Origin of the sequence: Burkholderia sp. SRS-25, from assembly GCF_004343765.1 — a bacterium.
In the GTDB taxonomy this organism is placed as follows: Bacteria; Pseudomonadota; Gammaproteobacteria; order Burkholderiales; family Burkholderiaceae; genus Burkholderia; species Burkholderia contaminans.
On record NZ_PTXM01000004.1, the window covers coordinates 237,871 to 254,389 of the forward strand.

18 protein-coding genes are annotated in these 16,519 nt (G+C 68.0%); 5 read left to right on the forward strand and 13 right to left on the reverse strand.

Features of this window, described 5'->3' with window-relative positions; all coding sequences use genetic code 11:
• Positions 1-81: 81 nt before the first annotated feature.
• From C5O79_RS05740 to C5O79_RS05755, 4 genes are all read right to left on the reverse strand, one after another.
• Complete coding sequence (locus C5O79_RS05740) at positions 82-2,388, reverse strand: ATP-binding protein (protein ID WP_122477687.1); 2,307 nt, start codon at positions 2,386-2,388, stop codon at positions 82-84.
• A 37-nt stretch (positions 2,389-2,425) separates the two neighbouring features.
• Positions 2,426-3,793, reverse strand: coding sequence for a sigma-54 dependent transcriptional regulator (locus C5O79_RS05745; RefSeq protein ID WP_124618187.1), 1,368 nt, complete (start codon positions 3,791-3,793; stop codon positions 2,426-2,428).
• 461 nt (positions 3,794-4,254) lie between these two features.
• Positions 4,255-4,719, reverse strand: coding sequence for a DUF1269 domain-containing protein (locus C5O79_RS05750; RefSeq protein WP_046547333.1), 465 nt, complete (start codon positions 4,717-4,719; stop codon positions 4,255-4,257).
• Between the two features lie 45 nt (positions 4,720-4,764).
• Positions 4,765-5,403 (reverse strand): MarC family protein, encoded by a 639-nt coding sequence (locus C5O79_RS05755; RefSeq protein ID WP_131931232.1) that lies wholly within the window; start codon positions 5,401-5,403, stop codon positions 4,765-4,767.
• A gap of 134 nt (positions 5,404-5,537) precedes the next feature.
• Here C5O79_RS05755 and C5O79_RS05760 point away from each other — a divergent pair, with 134 nt between their 5' ends.
• A complete protein-coding gene (locus tag C5O79_RS05760; RefSeq protein ID WP_011349700.1) occupies positions 5,538-5,756 on the forward strand; it encodes a DUF6566 family protein in 219 nt (72 codons plus the stop codon).
• Positions 5,757-5,794: 38 nt separating this feature from the next.
• Here the strand turns inward: C5O79_RS05760 and C5O79_RS05765 are convergent, their stop codons facing one another.
• Together C5O79_RS05765 and C5O79_RS05770 are read right to left on the reverse strand one after the other, a co-directional pair.
• Complete coding sequence (locus C5O79_RS05765; RefSeq protein WP_089449437.1) at positions 5,795-6,172, reverse strand: DUF5594 family protein; 378 nt, start codon at positions 6,170-6,172, stop codon at positions 5,795-5,797.
• Between the two features lie 37 nt (positions 6,173-6,209).
• Positions 6,210-7,742 (reverse strand): FAD-dependent oxidoreductase, encoded by a 1,533-nt coding sequence (locus C5O79_RS05770; protein ID WP_131931234.1) that lies wholly within the window; start codon positions 7,740-7,742, stop codon positions 6,210-6,212.
• A gap of 238 nt (positions 7,743-7,980) precedes the next feature.
• On the opposite strand from C5O79_RS05770, the gene C5O79_RS05775 reads away from it, so the two are divergent.
• The gene (locus C5O79_RS05775; RefSeq protein ID WP_046546789.1) at positions 7,981-9,141 is read left to right on the forward strand and encodes an NAD-dependent formate dehydrogenase; all 1,161 of its coding nucleotides are present in this window, start codon (positions 7,981-7,983) and stop codon (positions 9,139-9,141) included.
• Positions 9,142-9,184: 43 nt separating this feature from the next.
• Here C5O79_RS05775 and C5O79_RS05780 read toward each other — a convergent pair whose 3' ends face one another.
• The 7 genes from C5O79_RS05780 to C5O79_RS05810 all read right to left on the reverse strand — a co-directional run bounded on the left by C5O79_RS05780 (position 9,185) and on the right by C5O79_RS05810 (position 12,891).
• Positions 9,185-10,609, reverse strand: a complete 1,425-nt coding sequence (locus tag C5O79_RS05780; RefSeq protein ID WP_046546788.1) for a PLP-dependent aminotransferase family protein — start codon at positions 10,607-10,609, stop codon at positions 9,185-9,187.
• 174 nt (positions 10,610-10,783) lie between these two features.
• Positions 10,784-10,981 (reverse strand): hypothetical protein, encoded by a 198-nt coding sequence (locus C5O79_RS05785; protein WP_046546787.1) that lies wholly within the window; start codon positions 10,979-10,981, stop codon positions 10,784-10,786.
• Between the two features lie 19 nt (positions 10,982-11,000).
• Positions 11,001-11,255, reverse strand: a complete 255-nt coding sequence (locus C5O79_RS05790; RefSeq protein ID WP_047852725.1) for a hypothetical protein — start codon at positions 11,253-11,255, stop codon at positions 11,001-11,003.
• Positions 11,256-11,289: 34 nt separating this feature from the next.
• Positions 11,290-11,745, reverse strand: coding sequence for a DUF1269 domain-containing protein (locus C5O79_RS05795; protein ID WP_046546785.1), 456 nt, complete (start codon positions 11,743-11,745; stop codon positions 11,290-11,292).
• Between the two features lie 67 nt (positions 11,746-11,812).
• The gene (locus C5O79_RS05800; RefSeq protein ID WP_131931236.1) at positions 11,813-12,010 is read right to left on the reverse strand and encodes a hypothetical protein; all 198 of its coding nucleotides are present in this window, start codon (positions 12,008-12,010) and stop codon (positions 11,813-11,815) included.
• 54 nt (positions 12,011-12,064) lie between these two features.
• On the reverse strand, positions 12,065-12,514 hold the full coding sequence (locus tag C5O79_RS05805; protein WP_039342451.1) for a phosphate-starvation-inducible PsiE family protein: 450 nt from the start codon (positions 12,512-12,514) through the stop codon (positions 12,065-12,067).
• Positions 12,511-12,891 carry a LysR family transcriptional regulator gene (locus C5O79_RS05810; RefSeq protein ID WP_047852728.1) on the reverse strand — a complete coding sequence of 127 codons (381 nt, stop codon included), beginning with the start codon at positions 12,889-12,891 and terminating at the stop codon, positions 12,511-12,513. The genes C5O79_RS05805 and C5O79_RS05810 overlap by 4 nt, the downstream gene beginning before the upstream one ends.
• Before the next feature lie 365 nt (positions 12,892-13,256).
• Here C5O79_RS05810 and C5O79_RS05815 point away from each other — a divergent pair, with 365 nt between their 5' ends.
• The 3 genes from C5O79_RS05815 to C5O79_RS05825 all read left to right on the forward strand — a co-directional run bounded on the left by C5O79_RS05815 (position 13,257) and on the right by C5O79_RS05825 (position 16,016).
• Positions 13,257-14,318: a Dyp-type peroxidase gene (locus C5O79_RS05815; protein WP_046546782.1), complete on the forward strand. Its 1,062-nt coding sequence runs from the start codon at positions 13,257-13,259 to the stop codon at positions 14,316-14,318.
• A 508-nt stretch (positions 14,319-14,826) separates the two neighbouring features.
• The gene (locus C5O79_RS05820) at positions 14,827-15,642 is read left to right on the forward strand and encodes a family 1 encapsulin nanocompartment shell protein (RefSeq protein WP_039342440.1); all 816 of its coding nucleotides are present in this window, start codon (positions 14,827-14,829) and stop codon (positions 15,640-15,642) included.
• Between the two features lie 104 nt (positions 15,643-15,746).
• Entirely contained in the window at positions 15,747-16,016 is a 270-nt protein-coding gene (locus tag C5O79_RS05825) for a hypothetical protein (protein ID WP_124618172.1), read from the forward strand.
• The last annotated feature ends 503 nt before the right edge of the window (positions 16,017-16,519 follow it).

Sequence of the window (16,519 nt, forward strand, 5' to 3'; positions counted from 1 at the left end):
GCCTGCCGGCCTTCGTTCAAGCTCGGCCCCGCCTCGCCGAAACAGGCCTTCGCGACAGCGAAACGAAGAATGGCCGCCGCGTCAGCCGTCCTGTTTCGTCACGCGCACGATCTTGTCCGCCAGTTCGCGCACGTCGACCGGCTTGCACAGATAGCCGTCGAACCCGGCCTCGAGCGCACGACGTTCGTCGGCCAGGCCCGCATGCGCGGTCACGGCGAGCACCCGCACGCCTGCCGGCCCGCCGCCGACGTTCATGCCGGCGCGCCGCAACGCGTCGAGCAGCCAGAAGCCGTCGCCATCGGGCATCGCGAGATCGGACAGCACGACGGTGGGCCGCAGGTCGGCGGCCACCGCGAGCGCTTCGCGCCCCGACGACGCGATCGCGACGGCCGCGCCGAACGTCGTCAGCGCCGCGGTGAGGCTCTCGCGCGTCGTCGGATCGTCGTCGACGATCAGGATGCGATGCGTATCGAGCGTCAGCGGGGAGCGATGGCCGTCCATGTGCGCACCCCCCCACGCCATCGCGCCGACCGGCTGCCAGCCGGCTGGCAGCGTCACCGTAAACGTCGCGCCGCGATTGCGGCCAGCGCTTTCGACCGTCACGCTGCCGCCGTGCAGCTGGGCGATATGCCGCACGATCGACAGGCCGAGGCCGAGCCCGCGCCGCGACGACGCCGGCGAATCCTCCGCGCGGCGGAACATGTCGAACACGTACGGCAGGAACGCCGGCACGATGCCCTGCCCCGTGTCGCTCACGGTCAGCACCACCCGCGCGTCGTTGCGTGCGAGCCCGACCGTCACGCTGCCGCCCGTCGGCGTGAACTTCAGCGCGTTCGACACGAGGTTCGACAGCATCTGCCGCAAGCGCTCGGCATCGCCCGACACCACGCAGGTCGACACCGCACAGTCGAATTCGAGCACGATGCCGGCCGACGACGCAGCCGTCTGGAACGCGCCGACCGAATCGGAGAACAGCCGCACGACGTCCACCGGCATCGCGTCGAGCTGCAGCTTGCCGGTGGCGAGCGACGACGCGTCGAGGATGTCGCCGACCATCCGCGTGAGCGAGCGCGCGCTGCGGTCGATCGCGTCGATCGCCTGCTGCTGCAGCGCGCTGTCGCCCGAATTGCGCAGCACCTCGACCCAGCCGTAGATCACGTTCAGCGGCGTGCGCAGCTCGTGCGACACCGTCGCGAGCAGTTCGTCCTTCAGGCGGTTCGACGTATCGGCCTGGTCACGCGCGTCGCGAGCGCCCTGCAGCGACCGTTGCGCGCGCAGGTCGCGGCGGCGCTGCGCGCCGGCTTCGCGCAGCGTCAGCGACAGCGCGACGGAAACACGCACGTCGCCGCGTATGGGGCCCGCCGACACGGTCGCACGAAAACGCCGGCCATCGCGCCGCACGCACAGCAGGTCGATCGGGCCGACCGCTGCGTGCATGTCGTCGAACGACTCGACGAGCGGCTTGCGTTTCAGCCAGCGCATCGCCACCAGCGATTCGAACATGCGCCCATGCGCATGGCTTTCGTCGTAGCCGAACATGCGCTGCGCGGCGGGGTTCCAGCTGACGATGCGGCCGTCGATATCGATGCCGACGATCGCGTCGGGCGACGCGTCGACGACGGCGCGCTGCAACCGCGACGCATCGGCCCGCGTACGGTCGGCACCGGCATCGCGCAGCAGCAGCACGGCGCCGTCGACGTTGCCGTCCGCATCGCCGAGCGGCGCGGCCACCTCGACGATCGGCACCGGCGCGCCACCCTCTACCTGCAGCCAGTGGCGATCCGACGCGACGCCCTCGCCGCCGAGCGCGAGCTCGAGCGGTGTCGATTGAACGCGCCGGCCGTCGCGATCGACGATCCGCAGCACGTCGCGCGCGGCGCGGCCTATCGCATCGTCCGGCCGGCAGCCGACGAGTGCGGCCGCAGCGGCGTTGATGCAGGTGAGCCGCCCGTTCGTATCGGTGGCGATCACGCCATGCGGCAGCGCCTGCAGCACGGCTTCGAGCCGCCGGCGCGCGGCGGCTTCACGCCGTAGCGCACCGTCGTTCGTGAAGCGCGCGTGGCGCAGCATCGACGCGATCGCGCAGACGAGCGCGCAGATCAGCACGAAGGTGCCGAGCCGCACGAGCCGGTCAGGCAGCGGCTGCGTATAGGCGGCGGGATCCGAGAGAAACAGCGTCCACACGAGCAGGCCGCTGACGACGGTCGCGGCCATCCCGAACAGGAACGACGTCGCCCACGCGGCGCCCGCGAGCAGCGGATAGTAGAGGACGAGCGGCAGGTTCACGCCGCCGAAGCGGATCGCGAGCGCCTGCAGGACGGTTGCGATCGCAACCAGCATCACGGCCGTGACGTAGTTGCCGGCGCGTGTGCGCGAAATATCGATCATCGATCATGCTCCTGCCGGCGAGTCGGTCGCGGTGGCATCAGGATTCCGGCTTGCCCGCCTCGTCTTCGAGCTGGGCGAGCCGGTTGTAGATCGTCTTCAGGCTGACGTCGAGCACCTCGGCCGCCTGCGCCTTCACGCCGCCGCATTGCGCGATCGTGCCGAGGATCAGCCGCCGGTCGGCTTCCTCGAGCGACGTGCCGAACGGCACGGTCACACGATCCTCGTGCGAATCGGCCAGGCTCGACAGTTCGTCCATGATCGGCGGCGGCAGCGTATCGATCACGTCCGCGTCGCAGAAGATGCTCGCGCGCTGCACGAAGTTGCGCAGCTCGCGCACGTTACCGGGCCATGCATAAGTCTTCAGCGCGTCGCGCGCGGCCGGCGCGAAGCGCAGGTTCCGGCCGCTTTCGGCGTTGAACTGCTGCAGGAATGCATCGGCCAGCATCGGGATGTCGTCGCCGCGCTCGCGCAGCGACGGCAGCGGGATCGGGAACACGTTGATCCGGTGGAACAGGTCGGGCCGCAGCTTGCCGTCGGCCATCGCGGCTTCCGGATCGCGGTTGGTCGCCGCGACGATGCGCACGTCGACGTCGAGCTCGCGCGTCGAGCCGAGCCGCGTGAGGCGCCCCGTCTCGAGCACGCGCAGCAGCTTGACCTGCGACTCGAGCGGCATCTCGGTGATTTCGTCGAGAAACAGCGTGCCGCCGTCCGCGCGTTCGAAGAAGCCCTTGTGCTGGCGCTCCGCGCCCGTGAAGCTGCCGCGGTCGTGGCCGAACATCTCGCTCTCGACGAGGTTCGCGGCGATCGCGCCGCAGTTCACCGCGAGGAACGGGCCGCGCCGGCGCAGGCTCAGGTCGTGCACGGTCTGCGCGGCCAGTTCCTTGCCGGTGCCCGATTCGCCCGTCAGCAATACCGACGCCTCGGTGCGGGCGACCCGGCCGATCGCGTCGTAGACGGTCTGCATCGCGACCGAGCTGCCGAGCATGCGGCCGAAGCGCCCGAGGCGCTTCAGCTCCGAGCGCAGCTCGGCAATCTCTTCATGCAGCGCGGTGGTGCGCGGCACGCGCGCGAAGATGCTGTTCAACCGCTGCATGTTCAGCGGCTTCACCAGGTAGTCGGTCGCGCCGCGCCGCAGTGCGTCGATCGCGGTCTCCAGGCTCGCGTGTCCGGTGGTCATCACCATTTCGCAGTGCGAATGCTTGGGCAACGCATCGAACAAATCCATCCCGTTGCCGTCCGGCAGCACGAGATCGCACAGTATGAGATCGGGGGTATGCGTCGTGACGAGCGTGCGCGCTTCTTCCAGCGTCGCGGCCGTGTCGCAGGCCAGCTGCTGCGTGCGCGCGAGCGCCGCGAGCATCGTCCGCGTATCGGCGTCGTCTTCGACGATCAGGACGTAGGGCATCGTGGCTCCTTGTGAGGCGGCCCGGCGCGCTTGCCTGCCGGGACCGCGGCGGATTATAGCGAGGTCCGGCCGTCGGTCGCACGACGATATGGCTTGATCGATGCACTCGTGCGGATGGGCTGTCCTCCCGTGAAAAGCAGTCCCTGTCAGTATAGGAGAGGCATGTCGCGCATTCGCCGATCATCGAATAAATCTATCCGCGCACGTCATCTGCATTGCAAGATTCAATGCGCGGCAATCGGTAAGAACGTCATCGTTTAAAGGGGATCATGTGGCGTGAAGTCGCGTAGATCACGTCATTTGCACGCTTTGACGCGCAATGCGGTCAAACTTTCCGGTCTGGTTTTTCGCATGTCGAAATCCTCGGATGACGACAGTGACCGCGCGATCGCTTGCGTTCGATTCAGACCCTGCCGCGTGACTTGCCGCGCATCGCGCATTCCATCCGCTTCGTCGATCCGTCAGTCGGTCGAGGCCTGACCGCCGCCGTCGCGCACTGTCGAAATCGCTTCGACGAGTTTCAGTTCGTCGTCGATCGACAGCGTCGTGTCGATCACGTCTCCGCCGAACGGTGCGAGCGCGGTGCTCAACGCGTAGATATCGAATTGCGTCGCGGCCAGCCCGAGCGACACGGTGCCGGGGCGCGCCTTGCGCGCGACGCGGTCGATCAGCGCATCGTCCACCGGCTTCTCGCGCCATGCATCGAGCGACGATTCGATATGCTCGACCACGCTGTCGAGCAGCGATCCGGGCGGCGTGCGGCCCGGGTCGACTGCATGCGCGCGCAACTGTCCGTCGGTTGCGCACTCGACGATCGCCACCCCCGACAGCGCGACGACGTGCCGGTCGCGCAACGTATCGAGTTCGGCGAGCGCGCGATGGGCGGCCGCGAGGTCGGGATAGGACAATACGATCAGCGTGTTCATCAGCCACTCCATGTCATCAGGCGGCCGGTTCGGGATGCGCCGCGTTCAATGCGGCAACCCGAACGCGGCCTTCAGGCTCGCGACGATCATCTGCATCGCGATCGCCGCGAGAATCATCCCCATGAGCCGTTGTGTCACCGCCGTCACGCGCGGCGACAGGTAATGGCCGATCAGCGGTGCCGACAATAACGTAACGGCGAGCAATACGAGAAACGCGGCGAGCCCGAGCGCGAACGCGAATTCCTGCCCGGTCGACAACGCGCTGTGCCCGAGCACGATCATCGTCGCGATCGTGCCGGGGCCGACGAGCAGCGGGATCGTCAGCGGATAGATCGCGACGCTGTCGGCCGCGGCCGGATCGGCGCCTTCGTCATCGCCGGGAGAATGCTGGCGGCTCGGCGCGCCGTGCAGCATCGACAGCGCGATCAGCAGCACCAGCAGCCCGCCCGCGAGGCGGAAATCGTCGATCGTCAGGCCGAACACGTACAGGATCGCGCCGCCTGCTACCGCCGACACGATGCAGCCGACCGTCACGCCGATCGCGGCCGTCAGCGCGACCTTGCGGCGCACGCCGTCCGCCGCGCCTTCCGTCAGCGACAGGCACACGGGAATGTTCGCGATCGGGTTCATGATCGCGAACAGCGCCGCGAACACCTTGATGGAGAAAGTCAGGTCTAAGGCCACAGGTTCGCTCCCGTCTCGCGTGTCGACACGTGCGTCGAATCGCGCGCACGTTCCGCTTCGTTTCGGATGCACGGCGCACGCCATGCTGCTACGATCGACGCACCGCGTTCACGCACGACGGAGGGCTCCGACCGATGCAAGCCACCGATACCTTCATGGATCACGAGATTCGCGTCGACGCGACGCGCAACGCGAACGGCGCGTGGGTCGCGCAGGTGCGGATCTTCCGCGACGGCGCGCCGGTCGACCTGCCCGCGCCCGAGCTCGTCACACCCGAATGGCTCACGTGCGACGAAGCATTGCGCGGCGGGATCGACCAGGGCCGCGTGATCATCAAGACACGCGACCGGTAGCGGCAACCGGCTCATCGGCGCGCATCGCGCGACGCGTTTCACGCATCGAAATCCAGGTCGCCGATCAGGATCTCGCGATCGCGCTGGGTGCGCGTGCTGAAATCGACCGGCAGTTCCATCTGCCAGCGTTCGATCGTGACCGGCAACGCCGCGAGATAGCGGTCGAAGCGGCTGCGGTCGGGCTCGGCCAGCAACGCATCGATCGCATCGTCACGCCAAGCGAGCCGCGCGTTCAACCGGTTCGGCAATCCGACCGTCGACGTAAGCCCGATCACGTCGACACAGGTCGGGCTACCTTGCCCGTCGTGCGGCACGACGTCCACCCTCACTTCGCCAGGCTGATACAGGCCGAGCACGCGCGCCGCGATGCGCGGCGCAAACTCGGTTTCGAAACGTGCACGTACATCGGGATTCATCTCGCCTCCGGGTTCGAATCAAGTCGTCACACCGCTGTCACGCGGCTGCAATCTGCCGCTCGAATGCCGCTTCCGCCTTCAGGCTGTCGAGATCGCGGCCAACCGTCGCGACCGCGAGCCGTGTGTTGCCACGCCAGTACGCGATCGAGCAATCGTGCGCGCCGAGGTCGCCATCGATCTCGACACGATCGAATTGCTCCGCATGCCCGACATAGTTGACCGTCAGGTCGTAATGCTGGCTCCAGAAGAACGGCACCGCGTCGAACGGCCGCTGCTGCCCGAGCATGTTGCGCGCGGCGACGATGCCCTGCCGCTCGGCGACGACCCAGTGCTCGACGCGAATCCGCTCACCCGTCAGCGGATCGGGCCAGCGCGCGATGTCGCCGGCCGCGTAGATGCCGCGCGCACTCGTCTGAAGGAAGCGGTCGACCGTCACGCCGCGCTCGACGGCCAGCCCCGCGTCCTGCGCGAGCGCCACGTTGGGATGTACGCCGATGCCGACCACCACGAGATCGGCCGGCAGCACGTCGCCGGTCGACAGCGTCACGCTGTCCGGCGTGATCTGCACTGGTGTCGCGCCGAGATGGAACACGACGCCGTGCGATTCGTGCAGTGCCTGGATCGTGCTGCCGAGCGCTTCGCCGAGCACGCGCGCCATCGGATGCGCATCGGGCGCGACGACCTGCACGTCGAGCCCGCGCGTGCGCAGCGCGGCGGCCGCTTCGAGCCCGATGAAGCTCGCGCCGACCACGACGCAGCGGCGTGCGGTTTTCAGCTTGCCGATCAGCGCGTCGCAATCGGCGCGCGACCGCAGCACGCACACGTGCGGCAGGTCCGCACCGGGCACGGTCAGCCGGTTCGGCTCGGCGCCCGTTGCAAGCAGCAGCGCGCCGTATCCGACGCGGCTGCCGTCGGCCAGTTCGACCGCCTGCTGCGCGGGGTCGATTCGTACGACGCGCGTGCCGCACCGCACGTCGATTTGGTGGTCCGCATAGAACGACGGCGCACGCAACGGCAACCAGTCGGCATCCGCGGTGCCGGCGAGATAGTCTTTCGACAGGTTCGGCCGGTCGTACGGCGGATCGGCATCGGCCGTGAGCAGCGTGACGGGATGCGGATAGCCTTCCTGCCGCAGCGTCACCGCTGCCGCGATGGCCGCCGCACCGCCGCCGACGATCACCACCGATGCGGGCAGTCCGGCCGCATTCAGCGCGGGCGGCACGGCGGCCGGCCGTGCATCGAGCACGACGGCGCGGCCGTCGCGGCGTTCGACGCGCCAGCACGGCAGCCCGTCGAGCGCCGGCGCGCGCAGCAGCTTGCCGGTGCGCAGGCAGAACGCCGCGTGATGCCACGGGCAGTGGATCGTGTCGCCCTCCAGCAGGCCGTCGGCCAACGGCGCGCCGTAGTGCGGGCACTGCGCGCCCACCGCAAACAGTTCATCGGCGCGGCGCACGAGCAGCACCGCCGTATCGCCGACATGGCCCTCGATCATTGCGCCGTCGGCAAGATCGTCGAGCGCGATGCCTTGCGTGAGATCGGGGCGTGACGGCGAATCGTCGCTTTCAGTCATGACGTGGCTCCCGAAAAGTCAGGTAACGATCCCATTATCGACATCCCTCCTGAAAAGAACAGGTACAGACGCCCCCGCACCGCACGCAAACACGGACTGTAGCTTGTCGCCGATCCATGACGGGCGTAGAACGTCATCAACGTTGCGGCGCAACACACCCGCTGCCTGCCGCGCACGTCGCGCATCGTGCGCAATCCGCATGCCGCGCGCCTTCCCCCGTCACCCGGAGTGCTACCCGATGGCCACCGTCCTGTGCGTGCTCTACCCCGATCCCGTGGACGGCTATCCGCCGCGCTACGTGCGCGATGCGATTCCGGTCATCTCGCACTACGCGGACGGACAAACCGCGCCGACGCCCACCGGCCCGCCCGGTTTTCGCCCCGGCGAACTCGTCGGCTCGGTGTCCGGTGCGCTCGGCTTGCGCGCCTATATGGAAGCGCACGGCCACACGCTCATCGTCACGAGCGACAAGGACGGCCCCGACTCCGAATTCGAGCGCCGGCTGCCCGAAGCGGACGTGGTGATCTCGCAGCCGTTCTGGCCCGCGTACCTGACGGCCGAACGAATCGCCCGCGCGCCGAAGCTGAAGCTCGCGCTGACCGCCGGCATCGGCTCCGATCACGTCGATCTCGACGCCGCCGCACGCGCGCACATCACCGTCGCCGAAGTCACCGGCTCGAACAGCATCAGCGTGGCCGAGCACGTGGTGATGACGACGCTCGCGCTGGTGCGCAATTATTTGCCGTCGCATGCGATCGCGCAGCAAGGCGGCTGGAACATCGCCGATTGCGTGTCGCGCAGCTACGACGTCGAAGGCATGCACTTCGGCACGGTCGGCGCGGGGCGCATCGGGCTCGCGGTGCTGCACCGGCTGAAACCGTTCGGGCTGCATCTGCACTACACGCAGCGCCACCGGCTCGATGCGTCGGTCGAGCAGGCGCTCGGGCTCACGTATCACGCCGATGCCGCGTCGCTCGCGAGCGCCGTCGACATCGTCAACCTGCAGATTCCGCTGTACCCGTCTACCGAGCACCTGTTCGACGCGGCGATGATCGCGCGCATGAAGCGCGGCGCGTACCTGATCAACACCGCGCGCGCCAAGCTGGTCGACCGCGACGCGGTCGTGCATGCCGTCACGTCCGGGCATCTCGCGGGCTACGGCGGCGACGTGTGGTTTCCGCAGCCGGCGCCGGCCGATCACCCGTGGCGCACGATGCCGTTCAACGGGATGACCCCGCACATCTCGGGCACGTCGCTGTCCGCGCAGGCGCGCTACGCGGCCGGCACGCTGGAGATCCTGCAATGCTGGTTCGACGGCAAGCCGATCCGCAACGAATACCTGATCGTCGACGGCGGCACGCTCGCGGGAACGGGTGCGCAGTCGTACCGGCTGACGTGACGCCGCGTGCGCGGCGCACGACGCGCGACTCGCGACGGCTCACTCAGTCGAGGCAGTAGGCGGCGAGCTTGCCGACCGCGATCACCGCCTGTTCGATCTCCGGCGACCACGGACTGCTGTAGTTCAGCCGGATGAAGTTCCGGTAGCTGTCCGTGATCGAAAACATGTAGCCGGGCCCGATCGTGATCCCCTGCTCCAGCGCGAGCTGGTACAGCCGCATCGCGTCGATCTGCGCAGGCAGCTCGATCCACAGCACGTAGCCGCCCGCCGGGCTCGAGATACGCGTGCCTTCTGGAAAGAACCGCGACACCATCGTGCGCATCAGGTTCGCCTGCTGCGCGTAGGCCTTGCGAATCCGCCGCAGGTGATGCTCGTAGCCGTCGCGTTCGAGAAACTCCGCGATCGCGAGCTGCGGCAACGACGGCGTCGCGAGCGTGTTCAGGAATTTCAGCTTCTCGACCTGCTCGCGATAGCGGCCCGGCAGCGCCCAGCCGATCCGGTATGCGGCCGTCAGGCTCTTCGAAAACGACGAGCAATGCAGCACGATGTCGTGCCGGTCGAACGACTTCAGCGTGCTCGGATGCATGTTGCCGAAGTACAGTTCGTTATACACACCGTTCTCGATGATCGGCAGGTCGGCTTTCGCGGCGAACTCGACCAGCTCGCGCTTGCGCGCGTCCGGCATCTGGAAGCCGAGCGGGTTCTGGAAATTCGGCATCACCATGCACGCGGCGATCGGCTGCGACTTCGCGATCGCAGCCAGCGCCGCGATGTCGATCCCGTATTCCGGATGCGTCGCGACCTCGATCGCTTTCATCCCCATCCGCTCGATCGCGTGCAGCATCGCGTAGAACGTCGGCGATTCAACTGCAATCGTGTCGCCCGGTTTCGCGACCGCCTGCAGGCACAGGTTGATCGCCTCCGTCGCGCCAACCGTCACGATGATCTCGTTCGGGTCCACCGACATTCCGTTTTCCAGATAGCGGCGTGCGATCTGGCGGATCAGCCGCGGATGGCCGGGCGGCAAGCCGTCCGTCACGCCCCACAGCGACTTGTCGCGGCCGGCCGCATACGCGTAGCGGTTCAGCTTCTCGAACGGAAACAGGCTCGGGTCCGGATACGGCGAGCCGAGCGGCACCGCGTCGTCGGTGCCGATCGAGCGCAGCGTCGACAGCACGAGCCGGCTCACGTCCACCGACGACGAGATCGCAATCGGCTTCGACGGGCGCAGCTCGCGCACCGGCGCATGGCCGTCGTCACGCCGCAGGTTCACGAAGTAGCCCGACTGCGGGCGGCTTTCGAGCAGCCCGCGGCTTTCCAGCAGCAGATACGCGTGCAGCACGGTCGTGATGCTGATCCGGTGCTGCTGGCTCGCCTGCCGCACCGAAGGGACACGATCGCCGTGTCGATATACGCCCTGCCGGATGAGTCTCTCTATGTCGTTTGCAAATTTCTCGTAGAGCTTCATCCGCCTCGCCCCGCCAGCGGTGAACCGGCGTGCGATGCAAGGGCGGCATGGCCGCGCCGGTGCACGAAGCCGGATAGCCGTGCCCGGGCGCGGGCGTCCCGGTGCGAACCTCGTCCGTTATCGAAATTGAAGGCGGATAGCAATGCGAATCTCATCTAGACAAGGTTCGGCATCCTACTGCGTCATTTCGACGAATGTAAGTGACAGTTTGGCGAGGAAACGTGAAATCCGGCCGGCGTGGTGAACAGATTCGAACGCGACGGCAAACGGCCCCGCGCGATCGCGTGGCGAGCATTCGCCGGCGCGGTGCCGGCGCGCGTCGTCGCGGTTTGCCGACGGCAGTCGGGCGGCAATCACGCGAAGTCCGGCCATGCGCGGGCCCCGCGTGCACTCAAGCGTCGTCGACGTTGTCCGCGTAGTGATCGATCGCGACCTTGCACTCGTCGAACACCACCGTCAGCAACGCGATGTCGTTCGACTCGACCCACTTGCGGATCTGCAGGAATTGCCCGGTGCCGAGATCGGCGATGCGGGCCGGATCGTCGGTCGTCACGTCGACGCTCGCGATCGCGCGGTTGCCGTGGCCGGGCAGCGGCGACAGCGTCGCCGCGATGTCGAAGCGCCGGTACGATTGATCGATGCGCATGCGGTGCTCCCTTTGCGGTTCGACAACAACAAGCTCAATCGAGCGACTGGCGAAACACCTTGCCGCCGAATCCCGTCACGACGTTGTCGACCGAGAACGGCGTATCTTCCTTCGCTTCGAGGATGATCGCGACGCTACCGGGCACGAGCCGGGCCGCGACCGTCTCGACGAACGTGCCGTCGAGCAGCGCGTTGCCGGCCGCTTCCGCGAGAATGCCGGCACCCGCGCCGGCCGCCATGCCGGTGACCACGCCGATCGGCCCAGCGAGCAGGCCGAGCAAGCCGCCCGCGATCGCGCCGATCACGCCGCCCTTGAACGGCCGCGATTCGGCGTGCAGGACCGCGAGCTTGCCGGTCGCGTCCTTCTCGACGACGACGCCGTTCTCGACGTGGAATCCTTCGTCTTTCTCCGACAGCGCCTCGAAATCGTTCGCGGCCTGGCGGGCCGTGTCGACGTTGCCGAACACGGCGACGATCAGTTGCTTGGTCATGCGCTACCTCGCTCGGTTGGATGGTCAGTGGCGGCGCCGCACCGGACGCGGCACGCCGGGGTTCGATTCAGATACCGATGGCCGCCTCGCGTGCACGCACCGCATCGGCATGGGCGTATGCAGCCTCCCGCTGCAACGCGGCGACGGACTGCGCGCGTGCGAGCGCCGGATCGGCATCGCGCGTGTCGCGCGCCAGCCGGTAGGCGTCCGATGCCGCGTGCTGCAGCTCGATCGCCCGTTTCGTTTCGACGGAATACGTACTCATCGGGCACCCTCCTTGCACGGACATCGGCCATGCGTGCGGCTTGCCGCTCGCATTTCACCTGCGCGCCTGCGCATCGTCCTCGACATCGGCGACGTCGGCCGGGAAGCGGTGCTGGCCGAAACTCAGGATCAGCACGCCGACGGCGAGCAGCACGATCCCGACGGTCGTCATCAGCATCCGCTCGGGGCTGTCGGTTGCCCCGCGCAGTATCAGGTCGCGTGCGAGCGACGTCATCGCAATGAACAACGGAAACCGCACCGGCAAGCGGCCGAGCCGCAGGTAGCGCACGTCCATCGCGAGCACTTCCAGATACAGGAACATCAGCAGCAAGTCGGTCAGCGACACCTCGCCCGCGAGCACGACCTTCCACGCTTCCTGCGCCATCGCGAACGCGGTCGCGAGCCCGATCACGATCAGCCCGGCCAGTTCGGCCGCGTGCAGGAAATGGCCGAAGCGGCGGCGTATGCGCTCGGCGGGCGAGCAGGGAATGGTGGTCGTATTCAAGGTGACAGTCGCTGTGTTGAGGCATGAGCGGCGCCGGGCGGCGGCGGGAAGGTCGCATCGCGCGCGGCGGCATGCACGGTATCGTGCGGGTCGGGCCTGTCCGGCATATCGGGTGTATGCGGGCCGACCGCACCGACCGCCTGCTCGACCGCGGACAGCGTCCGCCGGCAGCACACGTGGAACGCGTCGCCCGCATCGGTGCAGGCGACGTCGTCGCGGTCGCGGCACAGCAGCAGGCGGCAGCCGAGATACCGTTCGAGGCCGTCGATCCGTTCGCTCACCTGCGCTTCGTCGAGTTGCAGCTCGGACGCCGCACCGGACAGGCCGCCATGCTCGACCACCGCGACATACACACGCATCGCTTCCAGCAGGTTCATGATGACGCTCCTCGTGGCGGGCGCAGCGGAACCTAATCTACTGCACGCGGCACGCACGCTCAAGAGCACAGCGCCGCATGCGCCAGGAGTACAGCTGCGCGGGCGCCGGCCAAAATCCGGCCCTGTTTGACGCATTCGCATGACAGTTTGGCAATTCGTGTTCCAAAGACCGGCCGAAGCTGCTAGATTGCTTGCTCGACGAGGTTACGCGGTGCGGGCAGGCCACACGCCCCGTGCGGCCGCCACCGCTGCGGCCCGTTGCGCGATGCTCGCGCAGCGTCCTTCATCCGCATGACACAAAGAGAACCGTCGCATGACACAGTTCAACCGTTCGCCTGCGCGCGCCACGGCACTTCCGTCCCGACATGACTGACCGGCAGCCCACGATGCAGACACCTCCCCCGCTCTCCCAGAACGTTCACAGCACGACCACGCGCAGCGCGATCTTCCTCGTGGCGACGATCAATCCCGGCGCCGATCACGCCGACACGATCCGTTCATGGTGCGGCGACATCGCCGCGCTCGTGCGCTCGGTCGGCAAGCGCGTGCCGGGCGGCAACCTCACCTGCGTGTGCGGCTTCGGCGCCGACGCGTGGGATGCGCTGTTCGGCAACCCGCGCCCCGCCGCGCTGCATCCGTTCCGTGAATTCGGCGCGGGGCAGCGCGTCGCGGTCGCGACGCCGGGCGACATCCTGCTGCACATTCGCGCGGAAGCGATGGACCTGTGCTTCGAACTCGCGACGCAGCTGCTCGGCGCGCTCGGCGATGCCGTCACGGTCGTCGACGAGGTGCACGGCTTCCGCAATTTCGACCAGCGCGCGATGATCGGCTTCGTCGACGGCACCGAGAACCCGGAAGGCCGCGAGGCGGTCGACTTCACGGTGATCGGCGACGAAGACGCGGACTTCACGGGCGGCAGCTACGTGATCGTGCAGAAGTACCTGCACGACATGGCCGGCTGGAACGCGCTCGCGGTCGAGACGCAGGAGCGCATCATCGGCCGCACCAAATTGTCCGACATCGAGCTTGCGCCGGACGTGAAGCCGTCGTGTTCGCACAGCTCGCTGACCACGCTCGACGAGGGCGGTCAGGAAGTGAAGATCCTGCGCGACAACATGCCGTTCGGGCGCCCGGGCGCGGGCGAATTCGGCACCTACTTCATCGGCTATGCACGCTCGCCGGCGCCGATCGAGCAGATGCTCGAGAACATGTTCGTCGGCCGCCCGCCCGGCAATTACGACCGCCTGCTCGACTACAGCCGCGCGGTCACCGGTTCGCTGTTCTTCGTGCCGTCCGCCGACCTGCTCGAGGCGCTCGCCGATCGCCCGGCGCCGGCCGCCGATGCCGCGGCGCCGGAACCGGCGTCATCCGCGCCGCATCGCGACGGCTCGCTGAAAATCGGCTCGCTGAAAGGCGTACCGTCGTAACGCACATCGCCAAAGCCCGGCCCGCCAACCGCGCGCCGGGCGAGACGCGGGGGCGTGCCATGAATGCCCCCCACTCGTTGCGAAGCCTCAATAGGCTGCGCCTATGATTCATCCGGGCACGGTCCGTGCAACTGAACGCCGCCGAGCCCCGGCGTCCGGGAACCCTGCTGGATGAATGTTCGCAAGAATGCACGACACGCGCTGGGCGCTCGGCCGTCAACAGGTTCCGCGCGCCATCGAGCGCGGCCCGCGCGACGCGAGCGCCGGCGCGAACCCGGGTATCGCCATCCGGTCGCGCCGTTCAGCCCATGCGCCCGCCTCGCCCCACACGCGAATTGCAGAACAGTTGCGCCGCAGCAGGATGTCGTCCGGATTTGTGCTGCAGCGGTGTCAATAGAGCCTGCTAATATTCATTTTCGTCCGCGATCGGCCCGCCGGGCTCAGCGCAGTCCGTCAGCCGATCGGCCCACCATGAAGTGTTTCCGCTGACGTGAGGCAACCCAAACCCATGAATAACCTGCACCGCGAACTCGCCCCGATCTCGTCCTCCGCCTGGGAGCAAATCGAGGAGGAAGTGGCACGCACGTTCAAACGATCGGTGGCCGGCCGCCGCGTCGTCGACGTCGACGGCCCCGAGGGGCCCGAGCTGTCGGCCGTCGGCACCGGGCACCTCGTCGACGTCGCCGCCCCGCGCGAGCTGGTGAATGCGCGGCTGCGCGAAGTCCGCACGATCGTCGAGCTGACGGTGCCGTTCGAGTTGAGCCGCGATGCGATCGACAGCGTCGAGCGCGGCGCGCGCGACGCCGACTGGCAACCGGCGAAGGACGCCGCGCAGCGGCTCGCGTTCGCCGAGGACGGCGCGATTTTCGACGGCTACCCGGCCGCCGGCATCGTCGGCATCCGCGAAGGCACGTCGAACCGCAAGCTCACGCTGCCGGCCGACGTCAGCGCATATCCCGACGCGATCAGCGACGCGCTCGAAGCGCTGCGGCTTGCCGGTGTCGATGGCCCGTACTCGGTCGTGCTCGGCTCGGATGCGTACACGGCGCTCAGCGAAGCGCGCGACCAGGGCTATCCGGTCCTCGGCCATATCAAGCGGATCGTCAGCGGCGAGATCATCTGGGCGCCGGCGATCAGCGGCGGCTGCGTGCTGTCCACGCGCGGCGGCGATTACGAGCTGCACCTCGGGGAAGACGTATCGATCGGCTACACGAGTCATACCGACAAGGTCGTCCGCCTGTACCTGCGCGAAACGTTCACGTTCCTGATGCTGACGAGCGAAGCATCGGTGGCCGTGGCGCCGCAGGGCAACACGGCAGCCTGATCGCGGTTGCCCGCGTGCGATGCCGGCCCGGCGTCGCGCGCGAGCGGCCGCACCGCCGGCCGCATGTTCGTCGCCGATCAAACCCATCTTGCATGGAGTATGTGATGAGCGAGTCGAATGAGGCATTGCAGGCGCTGCAGGCGTCGGTCGATCAGCTGAAGCAGGCGGTCGATGCGAACGCGAGCAGCCACGCCGGCGACACCGCCGTGCTGTTCACCGTCTTGTCGCTGGTCCTGGCGGAGTTGCCGCCCGACACGCGCAACCTGATCGAGGATTCGTTCTCCGTCTGGGCCAATGGCCTGCCGGATGCGGCACTGTCAACGGACGTGAAGCGGATCGCCCGGCAGCGGCTTGCGATGACGCTCCCGGACTGACCGCGGCACGCCACGGTTGCGCCGCGTCCGGCCCGGACCGTGCAACCCGCCCTCGCCTTCGGCCGCCACACACGCATCGTCCGCAATGCGTGCGTGGTCGTACTTGGCCGCTCGCGGCACGCGAGCCCTGCGGCGCTGCCGCCGTCGCGCCTCCCCGCCCGCTGTGCCTGTCCCCTCCCGGCAACCGGCGCCCTGCGCGCCGATGTCGCACCGCGATCCGTTCGCGCTCCGCCCGCTTCCGCTTCCTGTCATCCCACGCTGCGCACGCCGCGCACGCCCGTGCAGCCGTGCGCCCGCCCGTCTGTACTCCTTGCCACTCGTGCGCGCACGCATGCGAGGGTGCAATTCAGCGCCGGGCCGGTGCGGAACTGTGCCTTGGATAGCCTCCGCCGATTCGCTATTTTGAACGCAGTCGAAGCGATACCGTGGGCTCCTCCCGGCACGCACGCTTGCCGCCCTGACCGCGACCGTGCACGACGCCCACGCGCGCTGCGTGACAGCAC

Excerpts from the sequence above, each read along its gene's own strand:
- C5O79_RS05815 (WP_046546782.1), top strand. The coding sequence starts at position 13,257 with ATGACTGACCGGCAGCCCACGATGCAGACACCTCCCCCGCTCTCCCAG.
- C5O79_RS05785 (WP_046546787.1), bottom strand. The coding sequence starts at position 10,981 with ATGGCCGGACTTCGCGTGATTGCCGCCCGACTGCCGTCGGCAAACCGC.
- C5O79_RS05780 (WP_046546788.1), bottom strand. The coding sequence starts at position 10,609 with ATGAAGCTCTACGAGAAATTTGCAAACGACATAGAGAGACTCATCCGG.
- C5O79_RS05760 (WP_011349700.1), top strand. The coding sequence starts at position 5,538 with ATGCAAGCCACCGATACCTTCATGGATCACGAGATTCGCGTCGACGCG.
- C5O79_RS05750 (WP_046547333.1), bottom strand. The coding sequence starts at position 4,719 with ATGAACACGCTGATCGTATTGTCCTATCCCGACCTCGCGGCCGCCCAT.
- C5O79_RS05825 (WP_124618172.1), top strand. The coding sequence starts at position 15,747 with ATGAGCGAGTCGAATGAGGCATTGCAGGCGCTGCAGGCGTCGGTCGAT.
- C5O79_RS05800 (WP_131931236.1), bottom strand. The coding sequence starts at position 12,010 with ATGAGTACGTATTCCGTCGAAACGAAACGGGCGATCGAGCTGCAGCAC.
- C5O79_RS05810 (WP_047852728.1), bottom strand. The coding sequence starts at position 12,891 with ATGAACCTGCTGGAAGCGATGCGTGTGTATGTCGCGGTGGTCGAGCAT.
- C5O79_RS05740 (WP_122477687.1), bottom strand. The coding sequence starts at position 2,388 with ATGATCGATATTTCGCGCACACGCGCCGGCAACTACGTCACGGCCGTG.
- C5O79_RS05795 (WP_046546785.1), bottom strand. The coding sequence starts at position 11,745 with ATGACCAAGCAACTGATCGTCGCCGTGTTCGGCAACGTCGACACGGCC.
- C5O79_RS05765 (WP_089449437.1), bottom strand. The coding sequence starts at position 6,172 with ATGAATCCCGATGTACGTGCACGTTTCGAAACCGAGTTTGCGCCGCGC.
- C5O79_RS05820 (WP_039342440.1), top strand. The coding sequence starts at position 14,827 with ATGAATAACCTGCACCGCGAACTCGCCCCGATCTCGTCCTCCGCCTGG.
- C5O79_RS05770 (WP_131931234.1), bottom strand. The coding sequence starts at position 7,742 with ATGACTGAAAGCGACGATTCGCCGTCACGCCCCGATCTCACGCAAGGC.
- C5O79_RS05745 (WP_124618187.1), bottom strand. The coding sequence starts at position 3,793 with ATGCCCTACGTCCTGATCGTCGAAGACGACGCCGATACGCGGACGATG.
- C5O79_RS05775 (WP_046546789.1), top strand. The coding sequence starts at position 7,981 with ATGGCCACCGTCCTGTGCGTGCTCTACCCCGATCCCGTGGACGGCTAT.
- C5O79_RS05790 (WP_047852725.1), bottom strand. The coding sequence starts at position 11,255 with ATGCGCATCGATCAATCGTACCGGCGCTTCGACATCGCGGCGACGCTG.